Source organism: Mesorhizobium sp. BR-1-1-10, assembly GCF_020165595.1.
Classification (GTDB): domain Bacteria; phylum Pseudomonadota; class Alphaproteobacteria; order Rhizobiales; family Rhizobiaceae; genus Mesorhizobium; species Mesorhizobium australicum.
On sequence record NZ_JAIUIL010000012.1, the window covers coordinates 96,097 to 112,792 of the forward strand.

The window sequence follows — 16,696 nt, forward strand, 5'->3', positions numbered from 1 at the left end:
TACGCCCTGCCAGCTGGCCGGGCGGCCGCACCCGCAAACGCCGAAAGGCCGCGGGTGAGGAAAGTCCGGGCTCCATGGAAACACGGTGCCGGTTAATGGCCGGCGGGGGCGACCCCAGGGAAAGTGCCACAGAAAGCAAACCGCCACGACTTTGTCGGGGTAAGGGTGAAAGGGTGGGGTAAGAGCCCACCGCGCGACTGGCAACAGGAGCGGCACGGTAAACCCCACCGGGAGCAAGACCGAATAGGGGCGGTGCGAGGGGGAACCCTCGAGGGCTGTTTCCGGCCCACCGTCCGGGTAGGTTGCGTGAGGCGCATGGCAACATGCGCCCAAGATGAATGGCCGCCACGTTCTCGCCTCGCAAGGGGCGAGGGCCATACAAAACCCGGCTTACAGGCCAGCTGGCAGTTCCTCTCCACGACATCTGGGATAAAGCCTTTGGTGCCAGAAGGTTACGCCCATGGGCGCAGCTTCTGATTCAACGCATGGCGCTCATTTGCCCCGCCGCAAGACAGAGATATCCGCCGACTTTTCTTGAAACTGGTGCGATTAAATCGTACCATCACGGCTCATCATCAGGAGCCTATCGTGGGTCAGGTCGACAAACGCAGCATCACGCTTTCGCCGGAGTTGGCTCAGGCCGTCGACGATGTGGTCGCGGCTGGAGAATACGCTTCGGCGAGCGAGGTGATCCGCGATGCGTTGAGGCAATGGAAGGACCGCCGCGACCTGATGGGCTACACGGTTGAGGAACTGCGCAAGCTGGTGCAGGAGGGGATCGACAGCGGGCCTGGTCGGTTTGCCTCGATGGACGAAATCAAGGCGGAGGCCCGCAGGCGTCTGCGATCTGACGACGCGGCATGAAGTTGCTGCCAATCGACCGCAGCGCTCGTGCGGAAGAGGATTTGGTTGCGATCTGGCTTCATATTGCGGGCAACAACGAGGCAGCAGCGGACCGGTTGCTTGATCGTTTAGCGGCAAGATGGCAGCAATTGTCGACTTATCCCTTCTCAGGTGCGCCACGCGACGACATTGCGCCGGGTATCCGCCATCTGATTGTCGGCGAATATCTCACCTTGTACCGGGTCGGCGGTGATGCGATCGAAGTTCTTCGCGTGCTGCATGGTCGTCGTAACATCGAAGCCAATGACCTCGGCTCCTAAGCAATCCAGGAGAAGCGCTAGTGCTTTGCGGAATCGCGTAATTGCGTAAAACAAGGAGTTAGGGCGGTTCAGCGATCCCATCAAACGCTGACCCGCTCGTGGTCGATTTGTCAGTCGCTGATCCTGTCCAGCGAGGCCTCGATCGCCTTCCAGAGTTCTTCCACGGGCTCACAACCGACCGACAGGCGAACGAAGCCAGCCGGAACCGCGTCGCCTCGCTTCAAGCGCCGCTCGGCCGAGGTGTGGACGCCGCCGAAGGAGGTTGCGGCCTGCATCAGGTCGCAATTGTTGATGAAATCCTCGGCTTTCTGCTCGGAAGCGAGTTCGAAGGAGATGAGGAAGCCGAAGCGCTCCATCTGGGCGCGGGCAAGATTGTGCGAGGGATCGCCTTCGAGGCCGGGATAGCGCAGGCCGTTGATCGCCCGGTGGCCTTGCAGGCGCCGCGCGATCACTTCCGCCGACGAACACATGCGGTCGAAGCGCACATCCAATGTTTCCAGGCCGCGATGCACCAGCCAGGCTTCGAACGGCCCGGGGATGCTGCCCGAGACCTCGCGCCAGCCGGTCACGGCGGCGATGATATCCGCATTGCGGCTGGCTACATGTCCGAACAGCACGTCGGAATGGCCATTGGGTGCCTTGGTGTCGGCGGCGACAACGATATCGGCGCCATGATCGAGAGGACGCTGGCCGAAGGGCGTCATCGTCGTGTTGTCGACCACCAGCAGCGCGCCGGCCTTGTGGACGGCTTCGGCGACAGCGGCGATATCGCAGATGTCCAGCCCCGGATTGGCCGGCGTTTCGACGAAGGCCAGGCGATAGCCCGCAAAACCGCCGTCAAGGAAAGTCGATGTCGGCCGGACATCGTAGGAGACGCCGAGCGGTTTCAGGAAGCGATCAGCCAGCGCCCTGGTGGTGTGATAACCGTCCGAAGGCAGCAGGACATGGTCGCCGGCCTTGAGCACGGCAAAGAATGCCGCCGAGATCGCTGCCATTCCCGAGGGAAAGCCGACGCAGGGCGCGTCTTCCAAATGGGACAACATGTGTTCGACGGCATCCCAGGTCGGGTTGCTGAAACGGCCGTACTGGTTGAAGCCGGTGGCATCGCCCGGTGCATGGAAGATGGCGGCCATGGTCAGTGGCAGGGGAATGGAATCGCCCATGGCAAACCCGCTGCGACGCAAATGAGGAAGGGCCGCAGCGCGCGATTTGGCAGTTTCAGACATCGAGTTTCAAGTCCCTTGGCGATCGGTGATATGGGGAGACGCTATGCCCGGCCGCGGCTCGCGGCAAGGCGCCTCCAGTTGGACCAGCGCGGCTCTAAACGGTTCGTTAGGCTTAATAGACCATAAAGACGAGACGTGCCGTCAAAGCCTTCTCGTCGCCGTGATGCGCATGTTGTGAAGCCCTATTCCCGTTGACGCCCATAGTGCCCCATGGTATCCCATTTCGACATCAAAGCCTTCGTTCCGCGTCAGGGTAAAGCGTACGCCAATCGGGCAGCCGCGGCGGCTGCGCGTTTGCCGTTTTTTGCCCGTGTGGACGAGGTTGGTGCGGGGCAGACGCAGCGCTGCGGTGGCGCGTGCGACACGATGAAGAGGGGTGCGGCCGCGCAGGCGGCTGCAACGTGTGATGGACCGGTTTCTGTCGAACACGGTGAGCAGGATCGATGCGAAGGGGCGGGTGTCCGTTCCGGCGCATTTCCGTGCCGTGGTGCAGAAGCGCGGCTATTCGGAACTCTATGCACTGCGGTGCCTGGATCTGCCGGCGATGGATGTCGGCGGGCTCGATCTGCTCGATCGCTACGAACAACGCATCGCGCGGGAAGACCCGTTCCTGCAGGCTGCGGACGACATGTCGTTCTTCTGCCATGGCGACGGAGCGTTCCTGAAACTCGACCAGGACGGCCGCATCACCATGACCGATTTCATTCGCGAACATGCCGGCATTTCCGCGGAGGTGGCCTTTGTCGGGCGCGGAAATTTCTTTCAGATCTGGGAGCCGGGACGGCTTGCGACCTACGGCGCGCAGGCGCGGGCCAGGCTTTTGCAGCTTCGGCAGGGGACGAAGACTCACGAGGCCAAAGCTGGGGAGCGACCGGAATGACGGTGGGCCACGGCGATGATATCAACGCCGTTGGCGGATCGGTCCGCCACATTCCGGTCCTCCTTGGCGAAGTGCTGGAAGCGCTGGCGCCGGCGGAGGGCGACATCGTCATCGACGGCACGTTCGGCGCCGGCGGCTACACCAAGGCGATACTGGCGACCGGCGCGTCCGTTGTCGCCATCGATCGCGATCCGGATGCCATCGCGGCCGGCCGCGACCTCGAGGCGCAATCCGGCGGCCGGCTGAAGCTGGTGCAGGCGCCGTTCTCGACGCTCGACGAACACGTCGAAAGCGTCGACGGCGTCGTGCTCGACATCGGCGTTTCTTCCATGCAGCTCGACCAGGCCGAGCGTGGCTTTTCCTTCCGCAGCGACGGACCGCTCGACATGCGCATGGCGCAGGCGGGCCTGAGTGCTGCCGATGTAGTCAACAGTTTCAAGCCGGGCGACCTTGCCCGCATCTTCGGCTTCCTCGGCGAAGAGCGTCACGCCGGCCGCATCGCCCGCATGATCGAGGCGCGCCGGGAAAAACGCCCATTCGAGCGCACGCTCGAACTCGCCGATGCGATCGAAACCCATATTGGACGCGCGCCGAAGGACAAGATCCATCCGGCGACCCGCGTCTTCCAGGCGCTGCGCATCTTCGTCAATGACGAGCTCGGCGAACTGGCCAGGGCGCTGTTCGCGGCCGAACGCGCGCTGAAGCCCGGTGGACGGCTCGCCGTGGTGACGTTCCATTCGCTGGAAGACCGCATCGTCAAGCGCTTTATCGCCGACCGCGCCGACGCCATGACCGGCTCGCGCCACATGCCGGAGGCGCAGGCGCGCACCGCGACATTCCGCAAGGCTGGTGGCGGCGTGACCGCAGGCGACGCCGAGATTGCAGCCAACCCGCGCGCCCGCTCGGCCAGGCTGCGTGCCGCGATCCGCACCGAGGCTCCGGCGCGCGGCGACGATTTTTCGATTTTCGGCCTTCCAAAGCTTCCCGGCATCGACCGGCCGGGAGAGAGGTAAGCACGTGTTTCGTACCAGCGACATTGTCCTGATCGCCGTCATGGTTTCGGCGGCGGCCCTGACCTACAAGGCCAAGCGCGAGGCCGAGGACCAGTTGGCGGCCGTGCAGAAGATCCATGCCGAGATCCGTTACGAGGAGGACACGATCGACCTGCTCAAGGCCGACTGGAGCCTGCTCACCCAGCCGTCGCGCCTGCAGAAGCTGGCCGAACTCTATAAATCGCAGCTCGCGCTGGAGCCGGTCAGTGCTCGCCAGATCGTGGGCCTGGGCGACCTGCCGGCCAAGGCCCTCGATATCCAGGACATCCTGAACGGGCGCCAGGGCGCCATGGCCGACAATTCCGATAAGGCGCCTTCAGGCGACAAGGATCCCGTCGTGACCGGAGACATCGCCCAATGATCGGCAAACTGCTGAAGCGCTTCGCGTCGGTAAGCCGCGCCAGGACGGGCGAGGACAGATCGATCGTGGTCGAAGGCGCCCGCAAGGCAACAGGTGGCAAGGGCAAGGCGCGCATCGTGATGACGATGGCGGTGTTCTTCGGCATCTTCTCGACCATATCCGGGCGGCTGGTCTATCTCGGTTTCCAGACACCCGACCTGTCGGGCGGGCCGCAGAGCCGGGTGACCGCCTCGCGGCCCGACATTGTCGACCGCAACGGCGAAGTGCTGGCCACCGACATCAAGACGGCGTCGCTGTTCGCCGAGCCGCGCCGCATCGTCGATGCCGACGAGGCGATCGAGAAGCTGTCGACGGTGCTGCCCGAAATCGACTACGAGCAGACCTATCACAAGCTGAAGAGCGGCGCCGGCTTCGTCTGGCTGCAGCGGCAGCTGACGCCCAAGCAGCAGGCCGACATCATGCAGCTCGGCATTCCCGGTTTTGGCTTCCGCACCGAAAAGCGCCGTTTCTATCCAAGCGGCGAAACCTCGTCCTACGTTGTCGGTCTGACCAACATCGACAACCAGGGCATTTCCGGCATGGAGAAATATATCGATGAGCAGGGCCTGAGCGACCTGCAGGCGTCGGGCCTGGCGGTGGCGAAGGATCTCAGGCCGGTGAAGCTTTCGATCGACCTGCGCGTCCAGCATGTGGTGCGCGACGAGATTGCCGCCGGCCTGGAGCGCTATCGCGCCATGGGCGCTGGCGCGGTCGTGCTCAACGTCAAGACCGGCGAAGTGGTGGCCATGGCCTCGGTGCCGGATTTCGATCCGAACAATCCCTACAATGCGCAGGACAAGGACCGGCTCAACCGGATGTCGGCGGGGCTCTATGAAATGGGCTCGACGTTCAAAAGCTTCACCTCGGCCATGGCGCTCGATTCCGGCAAGGCGACGATGTCGAGCCGCTTCGACGCTTCGCATCCAATCCGCGTCGGCCACCAGGCCATTCACGATTTCCACGGCAAGAACCGCGTGCTGTCGTTGCCGGAGGTGTTCCTCTATTCGTCCAACATCGGATCGGCCAGGGAGGCAGAGTTGGTCGGCATCGAGGCGCACCGCGAATTCCTGCACCGCCTCGGCATTCTGGAGAAGATGCAGACCGAACTGCCCGAAGTCGCCCGCCCGACCGAGCCGAAAGTCTGGAAGCAGGTCAACTCGTTCACCATCGCCTTCGGCCATGGCGTGTCGACGACGCCGCTGCAGGCGGCTGTCGGCTGCGCAGCGCTGGTCAATGGCGGATATCTGATGGAGCCGACATTCCTGGTCCGCAGCCAGCAGGACGCGATGGCGGCAGCCAAGAAAGTGGTCGCCGACAAAACCGTCGAGGGCATGCGCTATCTCTACACGCTCAACGCCGAAAAGGGCTCGGCCAGAAACGCCCGCGTTCCCGGCTACCGCGTCGGCGGCAAGACCGGAACGGCCGAGAAGGTCATCAACGGCCGGTACTCTAAGGAGTTGAATTTCAACACCTTCGTCGCCGCCTTCCCGATGGACGATCCGCAATATCTGGTGTTCACGATCGCCGACGCCCCGCATCCGGAAAAGCCTGGGATGACCGACGTCGCCGCCAACAATGCTGGGGTTATGGCCGGCAATATCATCAGGCGTTCAGCGGCCATGCTTGGCGTGAAGCCAGATTTCAGCCATGAAAATGGTGCAACGCTGGTTTCCTATCAGTGATTCTTAGGGCGCGCCGGCAACTGCGCGCTATTTTGTTGCGGTGAACGGGACTCGATGAAGCTCAAAGATCTAGCCGGTATCCTGCCAGTCGAAGGAACAGCTTCCGCCGATCTGGAGGTCACCGGCATCTCGTCCGATTCCCGCCAGGTAAAACCGGGCGTCGTCTTTTTCGCGCTTGCCGGAACCAAGGCCGATGGCGCGAGCTACGCCGCTGATGCGGCCCGGCGTGGCGCCGCCATGATCGTCCTGGGCAAAGGCAGCGCCCTTGCCGATTTGCCGGTTCCGGTGCTGGCGGTCGATGATCCGCGCCTGGCACTGGCGTTGAGTGCCGCCCGCTACTTCGGCAAACAGCCGCAAACCATGGTCGCGGTTACCGGCACCAGCGGCAAGACATCGGTTGCCGCCTTCACCAGGCAGATTTGGGAGCAGGCGGGATACGCCGCCGCCTCGATCGGCACCACTGGCGTGGTCGCGCCCGGCCGCAACGAATATGGTTCGCTGACGACACCCGATCCGGTCGCCCTGCACCGGTTGCTCAGGGAATTGGCCGATGCCGGCGTTACCCACGCCTCGATGGAGGCCTCCAGCCACGGGCTCGACCAGCGCCGCCTCGATGGGGTGAAGCTCTCGGCCGGGGGCTTCACCAATCTCGGCCGCGACCACATGGATTACCATCCGACGATCGAGGATTATCATCGCGCCAAATTGCGCCTGTTCGACACGCTGCTGCCGAAGGGCGCACCCGCCATCGTCTTCGCCGACGATCCGTGGTCGGAACCGACGATAAAGGCGGCGCGGGCCGCCGGGCTCGACGTGCTGACGGTTGGCCGCCATGGCGATTTCCTCAGGCTGAAGCGGGTCGAGCATGAGCGTCATCGCCAGCGTGCCGAGGTCGAGGCCGACGGTGTGATCCACGAGATCGACCTGCCGCTCGCCGGCGATTTCCAGATCGCGAATGCGCTGGTTTCGGCGGGGCTGGCCATTTCCACTGGAACGCCTGTCGCCAAAGCCTTGGCGGCATTGGAGAAATTGAAAGGGGCGCCGGGCCGGCTCGATCTCGTCGGCACCACGGCGAGCGGCGCGCCGGTCTATGTCGATTACGCGCACAAGCCCGATGCGCTCGAGAACGTGCTGGCCTCGGTGCGTCCGTTCACCACCGGCCGTGTCATGGTCGTCTTCGGCTGTGGTGGCGACCGCGACCGTGGCAAACGACCGATCATGGGCGAGATCGCGACACGGCTTGCAGATGTCGTCATCGTCACCGACGACAATCCGCGCTCGGAAGTGCCCGAAACCATCCGCGCCGCCATTCTTGAGGCCGCGCCCGGCGCCATGGAGATCGGCGACCGGCGCAAGGCTATCCACGAGGCTGTCGGCATGCTGCATGCCGGCGATACGCTGATCGTGGCCGGCAAGGGTCATGAGGAAGGCCAGACGATCGGCTCGGAAACCTTGCATTTCTCCGACCACGAGGAAGTGCGCGCCGCGCTCCGGGAGCATGCCGCATGAGCTTGCTGTGGACGTCGGAAGCTCTGGTTGCCGCCACGGACGGACGGCCGCTCGGCCCCATGCCCGAAGGCATATCGGGCATTTCGATCGACAGCCGCAGCCTGCAGCCGGGCGATGCTTTCTTCGCCATCAAGGGCGAGGCGATGGACGGCCATGACTTCGTCACCGCGGCCATCAAGGCCGGCGCCGGCGTGCTGGTGGTGGCCGAAGGCAAGCTGCCCTCACTTGGCCGGTTGACCGCGCCGATCATCGTCGTCGACGACGTCCTGGTTGCGCTGGAAAAGCTCGGTGTCGCGGCGCGCGCCCGCTCGCAAGCCAAGATCATCGCGGTGACCGGCTCGGCGGGCAAGACCACGACCAAGGAGGCGCTGCGCCACGTGCTTTCGGCTGTCGGCAAGGTGCATGCCTCGGCGCAGTCCTTCAACAACCATTGGGGCGTGCCGCTGACCTTGGCGCGCATGCCCGCCGATTGCGATTATGCCGTGTTCGAGATCGGCATGAACCATCCCGATGAGATCCGGCCGCTGGTGAAGATGGTGCGGCCGCATGTCGCCATCGTCACCATGATCGCGGCCGCGCATCTTGGCTTCTTCCGCAACCTGGACGAGATCGCCAAGGCCAAGGCCGAGATTTTCGAGGGCCTGGAGCCCGATGGTGCTGCCGTCCTCAACCGCGACGATGCGCGTTTCAAGCTGCTGTACAAGATGGCACAGGCTGCCAGCGTCGAGCATATCCATGGCTTCGGCGAGAATGCGCGCTCGACCTTCAAGCTGGTCAAGTGCGAGTTGCATGCCGACCATTCCGACATCGCCGCCAGGATCAGCGGCCACGATATCATCGCCCGTATCGGCGCGCCCGGCCGGCACATGGTGCAGAACGTGCTGGCGGTGCTTGGCGCCGCCCATCTGGTTGGCGCCGATCTCGACAAGGTTGCATTGGCGCTGGCCGATCTCTCGGCCGAGCGCGGGCGCGGCAAGCGCCACGTGCTGCGGCATCCCGGTGGCCCGATTTCGGGCCGGGCCGGGGGCTCGATCACGCTGATCGACGAGAGCTACAACGCCAATCCTGCCTCGATGGCGGCCGCGATGGCGCTGCTCAACGCGACGCCGGTGACGGGCGAGGGCAGGCGCATCGCCGTGCTTGGCGACATGCTCGAACTCGGCGATCACTCGGCCAAGCTGCACGCCGCTCTTGCCGATCTCATCGTCGGCACCGGCACGCGGACGGTCTTTCTCGGCGGCCCGGAAATGCGGTCGCTGGCGGAAGCGCTGCCGGACGATATCAGGACGGAATACCGCGCCGGCGTCGAGGAGTTGAAGCCGGTGCTGCTCGCCGCGCTGAAGCCGGGCGACGTGGTGATGATCAAATCGTCGAAGGGCATCGGTTTTGCAAAACTGGTCGATGCGCTGCTGGGCAAATTCCCGGCTGAAACGACAACAAGCAACCAGACCTAGTCGGGGGACGAAAGCGCATGTTCACACTGCTGGTCGATTTCGCGGACAAGGTCTCTGTCTTCAATGTCTTCCGCTACATCACGTTCCGCACCGGCGGGGCGCTGATCACCTCCGCCCTGATCGTCTTCATCTTCGGGCCGACCATCATCAATTCGCTGCGGCTCAGGCAAGGCAAGGGCCAACCGATCCGCGCGGACGGGCCGCAGACCCATTTCAAAAAGGCAGGTACGCCGACCATGGGCGGACTGATGATCCTGTCCGGCATCATCGGCTCGTCGCTTTTATGGGCGAACCTGTCCAGCATCTATGTCTGGGTGGTGCTTTTGGTGACACTCGGCTTCGGCTCGATCGGCTTTTACGACGACTATCTGAAGGTGACGAAGCAGTCGCATCTCGGCTTCTCCGGCAAGGCGCGGCTTGCGCTGGAATTCGTTATCGCCGGCATCGCCGCCTGGGCGATCATGCACAATGGCCAGGCGCCCTTCTCGTCGTCGCTGACATTCCCCTTCGCCAAGGAATTCATCATCAACCTCGGCTGGTTCTTCATTCCATTCTCCTGCTTCGTCATCGTCGGCGCCGGCAATGCGGTGAACCTGACCGATGGCCTCGACGGCCTGGCGATCGTGCCGATCATGATCGCGGCGGCGTCCTTCGGCGTCATCGCCTATCTCTCGGGCAACGCGGTTTTCGCCGAATATCTGCAGATCCATTTCGTGCCCGGCACTGGTGAACTGGCGGTCGTGCTTGGCGCGGTCATCGGCGCCGGCCTCGGCTTCCTGTGGTTCAACGCGCCGCCCGCGGCGATCTTCATGGGCGACACCGGATCGCTGGCCATGGGCGGCCTGATCGGCACGGTCGCGGTCGCCACCAAGCACGAGATCGTGCTCGTCATCGTCGGCGGCCTGTTCGTGGTCGAGATTCTCTCGGTCATCATCCAGGTCGGCTACTTCAAGATGACCGGCAAGCGCGTGTTCCTGATGGCGCCGATCCACCATCATTTCGAAAAGCTCGGCTGGACCGAAAGCCAGGTGGTGATCCGCTTCTGGATCATCGCCGTCATCCTGGCGCTGGTCGGTCTTTCCACCCTCAAGCTCAGATAGGCCGCCACTTGATCCCCGCCGCATCCTTCGCTGGCAAGCGTGTATCGCTCTTCGGGCTCGGCGGCTCGGGGATCGCCACGGCGCGCGCGCTGATCGAGGGCGGCGCCGAGGTGCTGGCCTGGGACGACAATCCCGGCAGCGTCGCCAAGGCGGCCGCCACCGGCATCGCCACCGGCGATCTGCGTGGCGCTGACTGGGCCGGTTTTTCCGCCTTCGTGCTGTCACCCGGCGTGCCGCTGACCCACCCCAAGCCGCACTGGACCGTGGAATTGGCGCGTGGGGCCGGCGTCGAGGTCATCGGCGACATCGAGCTGTTCTGCAGGGAACGGGCGCAGCGTGCGCCGGATGCTCCCTTCATCGCCATCACCGGCACCAACGGCAAGTCGACGACGACGGCGCTGACGGCGCATATCCTTCAAGCCGCCGGGCGCGACACGCAGATGGGTGGCAATATCGGCCGTGCGGTGATGACGCTCGATCCGCCGAAGCCTGGCCGGCATTATGTAGTCGAATGCTCGTCCTACCAGATCGACCTTGCGCCCTCGATCAATCCGACGGCCGGCATCCTGCTCAATCTAACGCCCGACCATCTCGACCGCCACGGCACCATGCAGCACTACGCTTCGATCAAGGAGCGGCTGGTGGCGGGCAGCGAGACGGCGATCATCGGCATCGACGATTCCTGGTGCGCGCAGATCGCCGATCGGCTGGAGCGGGCAGGGCGGCAGGTCGTCCGCATTTCCAAGCGCCTGCCGCTGACCGACGGCTATTTCGCCGACGGCACCAATCTGATGGAAGCCGTGCACGGCCGCTACAGCCGGGTAGCCTTCCTCGAAGGCATTGGCTCGCTGCGTGGTCAGCACAATGCGCAAAACGCGTTGGCCGCCGTCGCCGCTTGCCTCAAGGTCGGGCTCAACCTTGGCGAGATCCAGTCTGGGCTGGAAAGCTTCCCGGGTCTGGCGCACCGCATGGAGCAGGTTGGCCGCAAGGACCATGTGCTGTTCGTCAACGATTCCAAGGCGACCAATGCCGATGCCGCCGCACCCGCGCTGTCCAGCTTCAATCGCATCTACTGGATCGCCGGCGGCCTGCCCAAGGAAGGCGGCATCGAGCCGCTACGCGGTTTCTTCCCGCGCATCGCCAAGGCTTATCTGATCGGCGAGGCGGCGCCCGCCTTTTCGGCGACGCTCGGCGAGGCCGTGCCCTACGAGATCTCGGGTACGCTGGCGGCGGCGGTCGAGCATGCCGCGCATGACGCGGCCAAGGACGACAGTGGCGAGGCGGTGGTGCTGTTGTCGCCGGCCTGCGCCAGTTTCGACCAGTTCAAGAATTTCGAGGTCCGCGGCGAAGCCTTCAGGCAAGCTGCGAGCGCTATGGATGGCGTCAAACCCATCGGAGGGGCACGATAATGCAGAGCCGTCTCGACAAAAGTCCGGTCGCAACCTGGTGGTGGACCATCGATCGCTGGTTCCTGGCGGCGTTTCTGTCGCTGATGGGGCTCGGCATCGTGTTGTCCTTCGCGGCAAGTCCCGCGGTGGCCGAACGCATCGGCCTCGACAGTTTCCATTTCGCCACCCGGCAGATCATCTTCACCGTGCCTGCGCTCGGCGTGATGCTGGCGGTCTCGTTCCTGGATTCCAGGCAGATCCGGCGCATGTCGCTGATCATGCTGTGCCTGATGCTGGTGCTGATGGTGGCGGTGCTCTATGTCGGCGTCGAGGTGAAGGGCGCGCGCCGCTGGGTGTCGCTTGCCGGCCTGTCCATCCAGCCGTCCGAGTTCCTCAAGCCGGCCTTCGTCATCATGTGCGCGTGGCTGTTCGCCGAGCACAAGCGCCAGCCCGACATTCCGGGTAATCTGTTCGCCATGCTGCTCCTGGTGCTGGTCGTGTCGCTGCTGGTGGCGCAGCCGGACCTCGGTCAGACCATGCTGACCACCGGCACCTGGGGCATCATGTTCTTCATGGCGGGGCTGCCATGGCTTTGGATCATCGTGCTGGGCGCTGCCGGCGTCGGCGGCGTCTTCGCCGCCTATACGGTGTTTCCGCACGTCGCGCTGCGCATCGACAAATTCCTCACCGGCGAAGGCGACACGTTCCAGGTCGATATGGGCCGCGATGCGCTGATCAATGGCGGCTGGTTCGGCGTCGGGCCGGGCGAGGGCACGGTCAAGCGGGTCATCCCCGACAGCCATGCCGACTTCGTCTTCTCGGTCGCGGGCGAGGAGTTCGGGCTGATCATGTGCTTCTTCATCATGTCGATCTTCGCCTTCATCGTGCTGCGCGGTCTCAACACGGCGCTCAAGGAGCATGACGACTTCACCCGTTATGCGGTCGGCGGTCTGGTCACCGTGTTCGGCCTGCAGGCCGTCATCAACATGTGCGTCAACCTGCAACTGGTGCCGGCAAAGGGCATGACGCTGCCCTTCATCTCCTATGGCGGCTCCTCGCAGATCGCCATCGCCATCTCGATGGGGATGGTGCTGGCGCTGACGCGCAAGCGGCCGGAAAAGCGCAAGCAGATGGGCTTTACCCTGCCGCAGCGCGCCATGCCGGCGGAGTGACATGGCCAGAGGCGTTATCCTTCTCGCGGCGGGCGGAACCGGCGGACATCTGTTTCCAGCCGAAGCGCTGGCGCATGAACTCCTCGATCGCGGCTGGGCGGTGCATCTGGCGACCGACACCCGGGCCGAACGGTTTGCCGCCCATTTTCCTGCGGCGGCCGTCCATCCGATCCAGTCGGCGACGTTAGGCTCGAAAAATCCCTTCGCCCTGCTCGGCGCCTTCTGGAAAATCTGGAGCGGCGTGCGTCAGGCCTCCGCCGTCATCGGCAGGATCAAGCCGGAGGCCGTCGTTGGATTTGGCGGCTATCCGACCTTGCCGCCGCTCTACGCGGCGACGCGGCGCAAGGTGCCGACGCTGATCCACGAGCAGAACGCGGTGATGGGACGCGCCAACCGGGCGCTGGCCGGCCGTGTCGACGCGATCGCCGGCGGCTTCCTGCCGCAGGATGAAAGCGCGGCCGGCGCCAAAACGGTGACGACCGGCAATCCGGTCCGGCCGGCTGTGCTCGAAGCGGCCAGGACGCCTTACGCGGCTTCGACCGGGGATGAGCCCTTCCGCCTGCTGGTGTTCGGCGGCAGCCAGGGCGCACAATTCTTTTCCGATGCCATGCCAGGGGCCATCGCGCTGCTTTCCGACGCACAGCGCAAGCGCCTTGTCGTGACCCAACAAGCTCGCGCGGACGACGTGGCGCGGGTGAAGGCGGCCTATGCCACGCTCGGCGTCGCCGTCGAGGTCTCGCCGTTCTTCACCGACATGGCGGCGCGCATAGCGGCGGCGCATCTTGTAATCTCTCGTTCCGGCGCCTCGACCGTGTCGGAAATCGCCGTCATCGGCCGGCCGGCGCTGCTGGTGCCCTATCCCTTCGCGCTCGACCACGACCAGGCGGCCAATGCAGCCGCCCTTGCGGCCGCCGGCGGTGGCGAGGTGCATGTGCAATCCTCGCTTTCGCCCGAGCGCATCGCGGCACTGCTCGGCGCCCTGATAGACCAACCGGAGCGGCTGGCGACGATGGCTGCCGCGGCCAAGTCGGTCGGCAGGCCCGACGCGGCGCGGTTGCTCGCCGACCTCACAGAGGCTATTGCGTCCCGCAAAACAGTATCGGATTTCAGGAAGGGGACGCACCCATGAAGATGCCGCAGACCATCGGCCTCGTGCATTTCATTGGCATTGGCGGCATCGGCATGAGCGGCATCGCCGAGGTGCTGCACAATCTCGGCTACAAGGTGCAGGGGTCCGACCAGGCCGACAGCGCCAATGTGCAGCGGCTGCGCGACAAGGGCATCGAATGCTTCGTCGGCCACAAGGCGGAGAATCTCGGTGACGCCGAGGTCATCGTCGTCTCGACGGCGATCAAGAAGTCGAATCCGGAGCTGAAGGCGGCGCGTGAAAAGCTGTTGCCAATCGTGCGCCGCGCGGAGATGCTGGCCGAGCTGATGCGTTTCCGCCAGGCCGTGGCGATCGGCGGCACGCATGGCAAGACGACGACGACCTCGATGGTGGCGACGCTGCTGGAGGCCGGCGGGCTCGACCCGACCGTCATCAATGGCGGCATCATCAACGCCTACGGCACCAATGCGCGCATGGGCGATGGCGAGTGGATGGTGGTCGAAGCCGACGAGAGCGACGGCACCTTCCTCAAGCTGCCGGCCGACATCGCCGTCGTCACCAACATCGATCCCGAGCATCTCGATCATTATGGCAATTTCGACAATGTGCGCGAAGCGTTCCGCCAGTTCGTCGAGAACGTGCCTTTCTATGGCTTCGGGGTGATGTGCACCGATCACCCGGAAGTGCAGGCGCTGGTCGGGCGCATCGAGGATCGGCGTGTCATCACCTATGGCGAGAACGCACAGGCCGATGTGCGCTTCACCAACCATCGCATGGCGGGGGCGACCTCGGAGTTCGACGTGATCATCCGCGACCGCAAGGGGCGCGGCCAGACGGCGATTTCGGGCCTGCGCCTGCCGATGCCCGGCCGCCACAATGTCTCCAACGCGACCGCCGCGATCGCGGTCGCGCACGAACTCGGCCTGTCGGCCGAGGCGATCAAGAAAGGCCTGTCGTCTTTCGCCGGCGTCAAGCGCCGCTTCACCCACACCGGTTCCTGGAACGGTGTCGACGTGTTCGACGATTACGGCCACCACCCGGTCGAAATCTCGGCGGTGCTGAAGGCGGCGCGCAGCGCCACCAACGGGCGTGTCATCGCCATTGCCCAGCCGCACCGCTTCACCCGGTTGCATGATCTGTTCAACGAGTTCTCCGCCTGCTTCAACGATGCCGACACGGTGATGGTCGCCCCGGTCTACGCCGCCGGCGAAGAGCCGATGGACGGCGTGACATCGGACGCGCTGGTGTCGCGTATCCGCGCCGGCGGCCATCGCGACGCCCGCTACATCGAGGGACCGGCCGACATCGCGCCCGTCATCCGCGACATCGCCAAGCCCGGCGACTTCGTCGTCTTTCTCGGCGCCGGCAATATCACTCAGTGGGCCTATGCGCTGCCGAAGGAGCTTGCCGCCCCATGATGAACGGCCAGGCCCTGATCGACAGACTTGGCGGCCGGCTAGCCGGTCTGCGCGGCCGCATCACGCCGAATGCCGAGATGGACAAGATCACCTGGTTCCGGGCTGGCGGCCTTGCCGAGGCGCTGTTCCAGCCTGCGGACGAGGAGGATCTGTCGGCCTTCCTCAGAGCCGTTCCCGAAGAGATACCCCTGACCATCGTTGGCGTCGGTTCGAACCTTCTGGTCCGCGACGGCGGCATTCCGGGTTTCGTTATCAGGCTTTCGGCCAAGGGCTTTGGCGAGGCCGAAGTCGTTTCCCCGATCAGGATCAAGGCAGGTGCCGCCACGCCAGACAAGCGCATGGCGGCGGTGGCGCTCGAGGCCGGCATTGGCGGCTTCCATTTCTATCACGGCATTCCAGGCGCTATCGGCGGCGCGCTCAGGATGAATGCCGGCGCCAACGGGGTCGAGACGTGCGAGCGCGTCGTCGAGGTGCGGGCGCTCGACCGCGCGGGCAACGCCCAAACGCTGAGCAATGCCGAGATGGGCTATGCCTACCGCCATTCGGCGGCGCCCGCCGGGCTGATCTTCACTTCGGCCGTTTTCGAAGGCTTTGTCGAGGACAGGGCGGTGATCAAGGCGGCGATGGATGCGGTGCAGAACCATCGCGAGACCGTGCAGCCGATCCGCGAGAAGACGGGCGGCTCGACCTTCAAGAATCCGGAAGGCACGTCGGCCTGGAAGGAGATCGACAAGGCGGGTTGCCGCGGGCTGATGATCGGCGGTGCGCAGATGTCGCCGATGCACTGCAACTTTATGATCAACACCGGAACGGCGACCGGCTACGACCTCGAATATCTCGGCGAGACGGTGCGCGCGCGGGTGCTCGAGCATTCCGGCATCCGGTTGCAGTGGGAGATCAAGCGCATCGGCAATTTCCGTTCCGGATATGCCGTCCAGGAGTTCCTCGGCCAGCTTCTCTAGCGCCTCTTGAAGTTCACGTGATGCGTGAACTTCAACCGGATCGAAATACCGTGAAATCGTTGCCGCAAAGACTCAGCGACACGGTTTTCGCATCCATTTTCTCAGAAAGTGAATCTCTCGGAATCATAAGTGCTTGCCAGTGAATCAACTCTCTGATTCTCTGCCCTGAAGCGTTTCCTGAT

The 16,696-nt window shown here is 64.4% G+C and carries 15 protein-coding genes and 1 other RNA gene; 15 read left to right on the forward strand and 1 reads right to left on the reverse strand.

Going from position 1 to position 16,696, the window contains the following annotated elements:
* Window positions 1–9 precede the first annotated feature (9 nt).
* The 3 genes from rnpB to LB555_RS24045 all read left to right on the forward strand — a co-directional run bounded on the left by rnpB (window position 10) and on the right by LB555_RS24045 (window position 1,163).
* Window positions 10–409: RNase P RNA component class A (rnpB, locus tag LB555_RS24035), an RNA gene on the forward strand.
* A gap of 179 nt (window positions 410–588) precedes the next feature.
* A complete protein-coding gene (locus LB555_RS24040) occupies window positions 589–864 on the forward strand; it encodes a type II toxin-antitoxin system ParD family antitoxin (RefSeq protein WP_140615618.1) in 276 nt (91 codons plus the stop codon).
* A complete protein-coding gene (locus LB555_RS24045) occupies window positions 861–1,163 on the forward strand; it encodes a type II toxin-antitoxin system RelE/ParE family toxin (RefSeq protein ID WP_140726094.1) in 303 nt (100 codons plus the stop codon). Before LB555_RS24040 ends, LB555_RS24045 begins: the two co-directional genes overlap by 4 nt.
* Before the next feature lie 110 nt (window positions 1,164–1,273).
* Here LB555_RS24045 and LB555_RS24050 read toward each other — a convergent pair whose 3' ends face one another.
* Entirely contained in the window at window positions 1,274–2,389 is a 1,116-nt protein-coding gene (locus LB555_RS24050) for a cystathionine gamma-lyase (protein WP_140714569.1), read from the reverse strand.
* A 406-nt stretch (window positions 2,390–2,795) separates the two neighbouring features.
* Here LB555_RS24050 and mraZ point away from each other — a divergent pair, with 406 nt between their 5' ends.
* Genes mraZ through murB form a run of 12 tightly spaced genes read left to right on the forward strand, consistent with a single transcriptional unit; the run spans window position 2,796 to window position 16,514 of the window.
* Window positions 2,796–3,269 (forward strand): division/cell wall cluster transcriptional repressor MraZ, encoded by a 474-nt coding sequence (gene mraZ / locus LB555_RS24055; protein WP_140714571.1) that lies wholly within the window; start codon window positions 2,796–2,798, stop codon window positions 3,267–3,269.
* The gene (gene rsmH, locus LB555_RS24060) at window positions 3,266–4,282 is read left to right on the forward strand and encodes a 16S rRNA (cytosine(1402)-N(4))-methyltransferase RsmH (protein ID WP_224683951.1); all 1,017 of its coding nucleotides are present in this window, start codon (window positions 3,266–3,268) and stop codon (window positions 4,280–4,282) included. Before mraZ ends, rsmH begins: the two co-directional genes overlap by 4 nt.
* Before the next feature lie 4 nt (window positions 4,283–4,286).
* The gene (locus LB555_RS24065) at window positions 4,287–4,682 is read left to right on the forward strand and encodes a hypothetical protein (protein WP_015317203.1); all 396 of its coding nucleotides are present in this window, start codon (window positions 4,287–4,289) and stop codon (window positions 4,680–4,682) included.
* The gene (locus LB555_RS24070) at window positions 4,679–6,403 is read left to right on the forward strand and encodes a peptidoglycan D,D-transpeptidase FtsI family protein (RefSeq protein ID WP_140822259.1); all 1,725 of its coding nucleotides are present in this window, start codon (window positions 4,679–4,681) and stop codon (window positions 6,401–6,403) included. Before LB555_RS24065 ends, LB555_RS24070 begins: the two co-directional genes overlap by 4 nt.
* 54 nt (window positions 6,404–6,457) lie before the next feature.
* The gene (locus LB555_RS24075; RefSeq protein WP_224683953.1) at window positions 6,458–7,912 is read left to right on the forward strand and encodes a UDP-N-acetylmuramoyl-L-alanyl-D-glutamate--2,6-diaminopimelate ligase; all 1,455 of its coding nucleotides are present in this window, start codon (window positions 6,458–6,460) and stop codon (window positions 7,910–7,912) included.
* On the forward strand, window positions 7,909–9,366 hold the full coding sequence (locus tag LB555_RS24080; protein WP_140660916.1) for a UDP-N-acetylmuramoylalanyl-D-glutamyl-2,6-diaminopimelate--D-alanyl-D-alanine ligase: 1,458 nt from the start codon (window positions 7,909–7,911) through the stop codon (window positions 9,364–9,366). The genes LB555_RS24075 and LB555_RS24080 overlap by 4 nt, the downstream gene beginning before the upstream one ends.
* 17 nt (window positions 9,367–9,383) lie before the next feature.
* Entirely contained in the window at window positions 9,384–10,466 is a 1,083-nt protein-coding gene (gene mraY, locus LB555_RS24085; protein WP_015317207.1) for a phospho-N-acetylmuramoyl-pentapeptide-transferase, read from the forward strand.
* A gap of 8 nt (window positions 10,467–10,474) precedes the next feature.
* The gene (gene murD / locus LB555_RS24090; protein ID WP_224683954.1) at window positions 10,475–11,875 is read left to right on the forward strand and encodes a UDP-N-acetylmuramoyl-L-alanine--D-glutamate ligase; all 1,401 of its coding nucleotides are present in this window, start codon (window positions 10,475–10,477) and stop codon (window positions 11,873–11,875) included.
* Window positions 11,875–13,026 carry a putative lipid II flippase FtsW gene (gene ftsW / locus LB555_RS24095; protein ID WP_015317209.1) on the forward strand — a complete coding sequence of 384 codons (1,152 nt, stop codon included), beginning with the start codon at window positions 11,875–11,877 and terminating at the stop codon, window positions 13,024–13,026. Before murD ends, ftsW begins: the two co-directional genes overlap by 1 nt.
* Before the next feature lies 1 nt (window position 13,027).
* Entirely contained in the window at window positions 13,028–14,155 is a 1,128-nt protein-coding gene (gene murG, locus LB555_RS24100; protein WP_224683955.1) for an undecaprenyldiphospho-muramoylpentapeptide beta-N-acetylglucosaminyltransferase, read from the forward strand.
* Window positions 14,152–15,552: a UDP-N-acetylmuramate--L-alanine ligase gene (gene murC, locus LB555_RS24105; RefSeq protein WP_015317211.1), complete on the forward strand. Its 1,401-nt coding sequence runs from the start codon at window positions 14,152–14,154 to the stop codon at window positions 15,550–15,552. Before murG ends, murC begins: the two co-directional genes overlap by 4 nt.
* Window positions 15,549–16,514, forward strand: a complete 966-nt coding sequence (murB, locus tag LB555_RS24110) for a UDP-N-acetylmuramate dehydrogenase (RefSeq protein WP_224683956.1) — start codon at window positions 15,549–15,551, stop codon at window positions 16,512–16,514. Before murC ends, murB begins: the two co-directional genes overlap by 4 nt.
* Window positions 16,515–16,696: the final 182 nt, after the last annotated feature.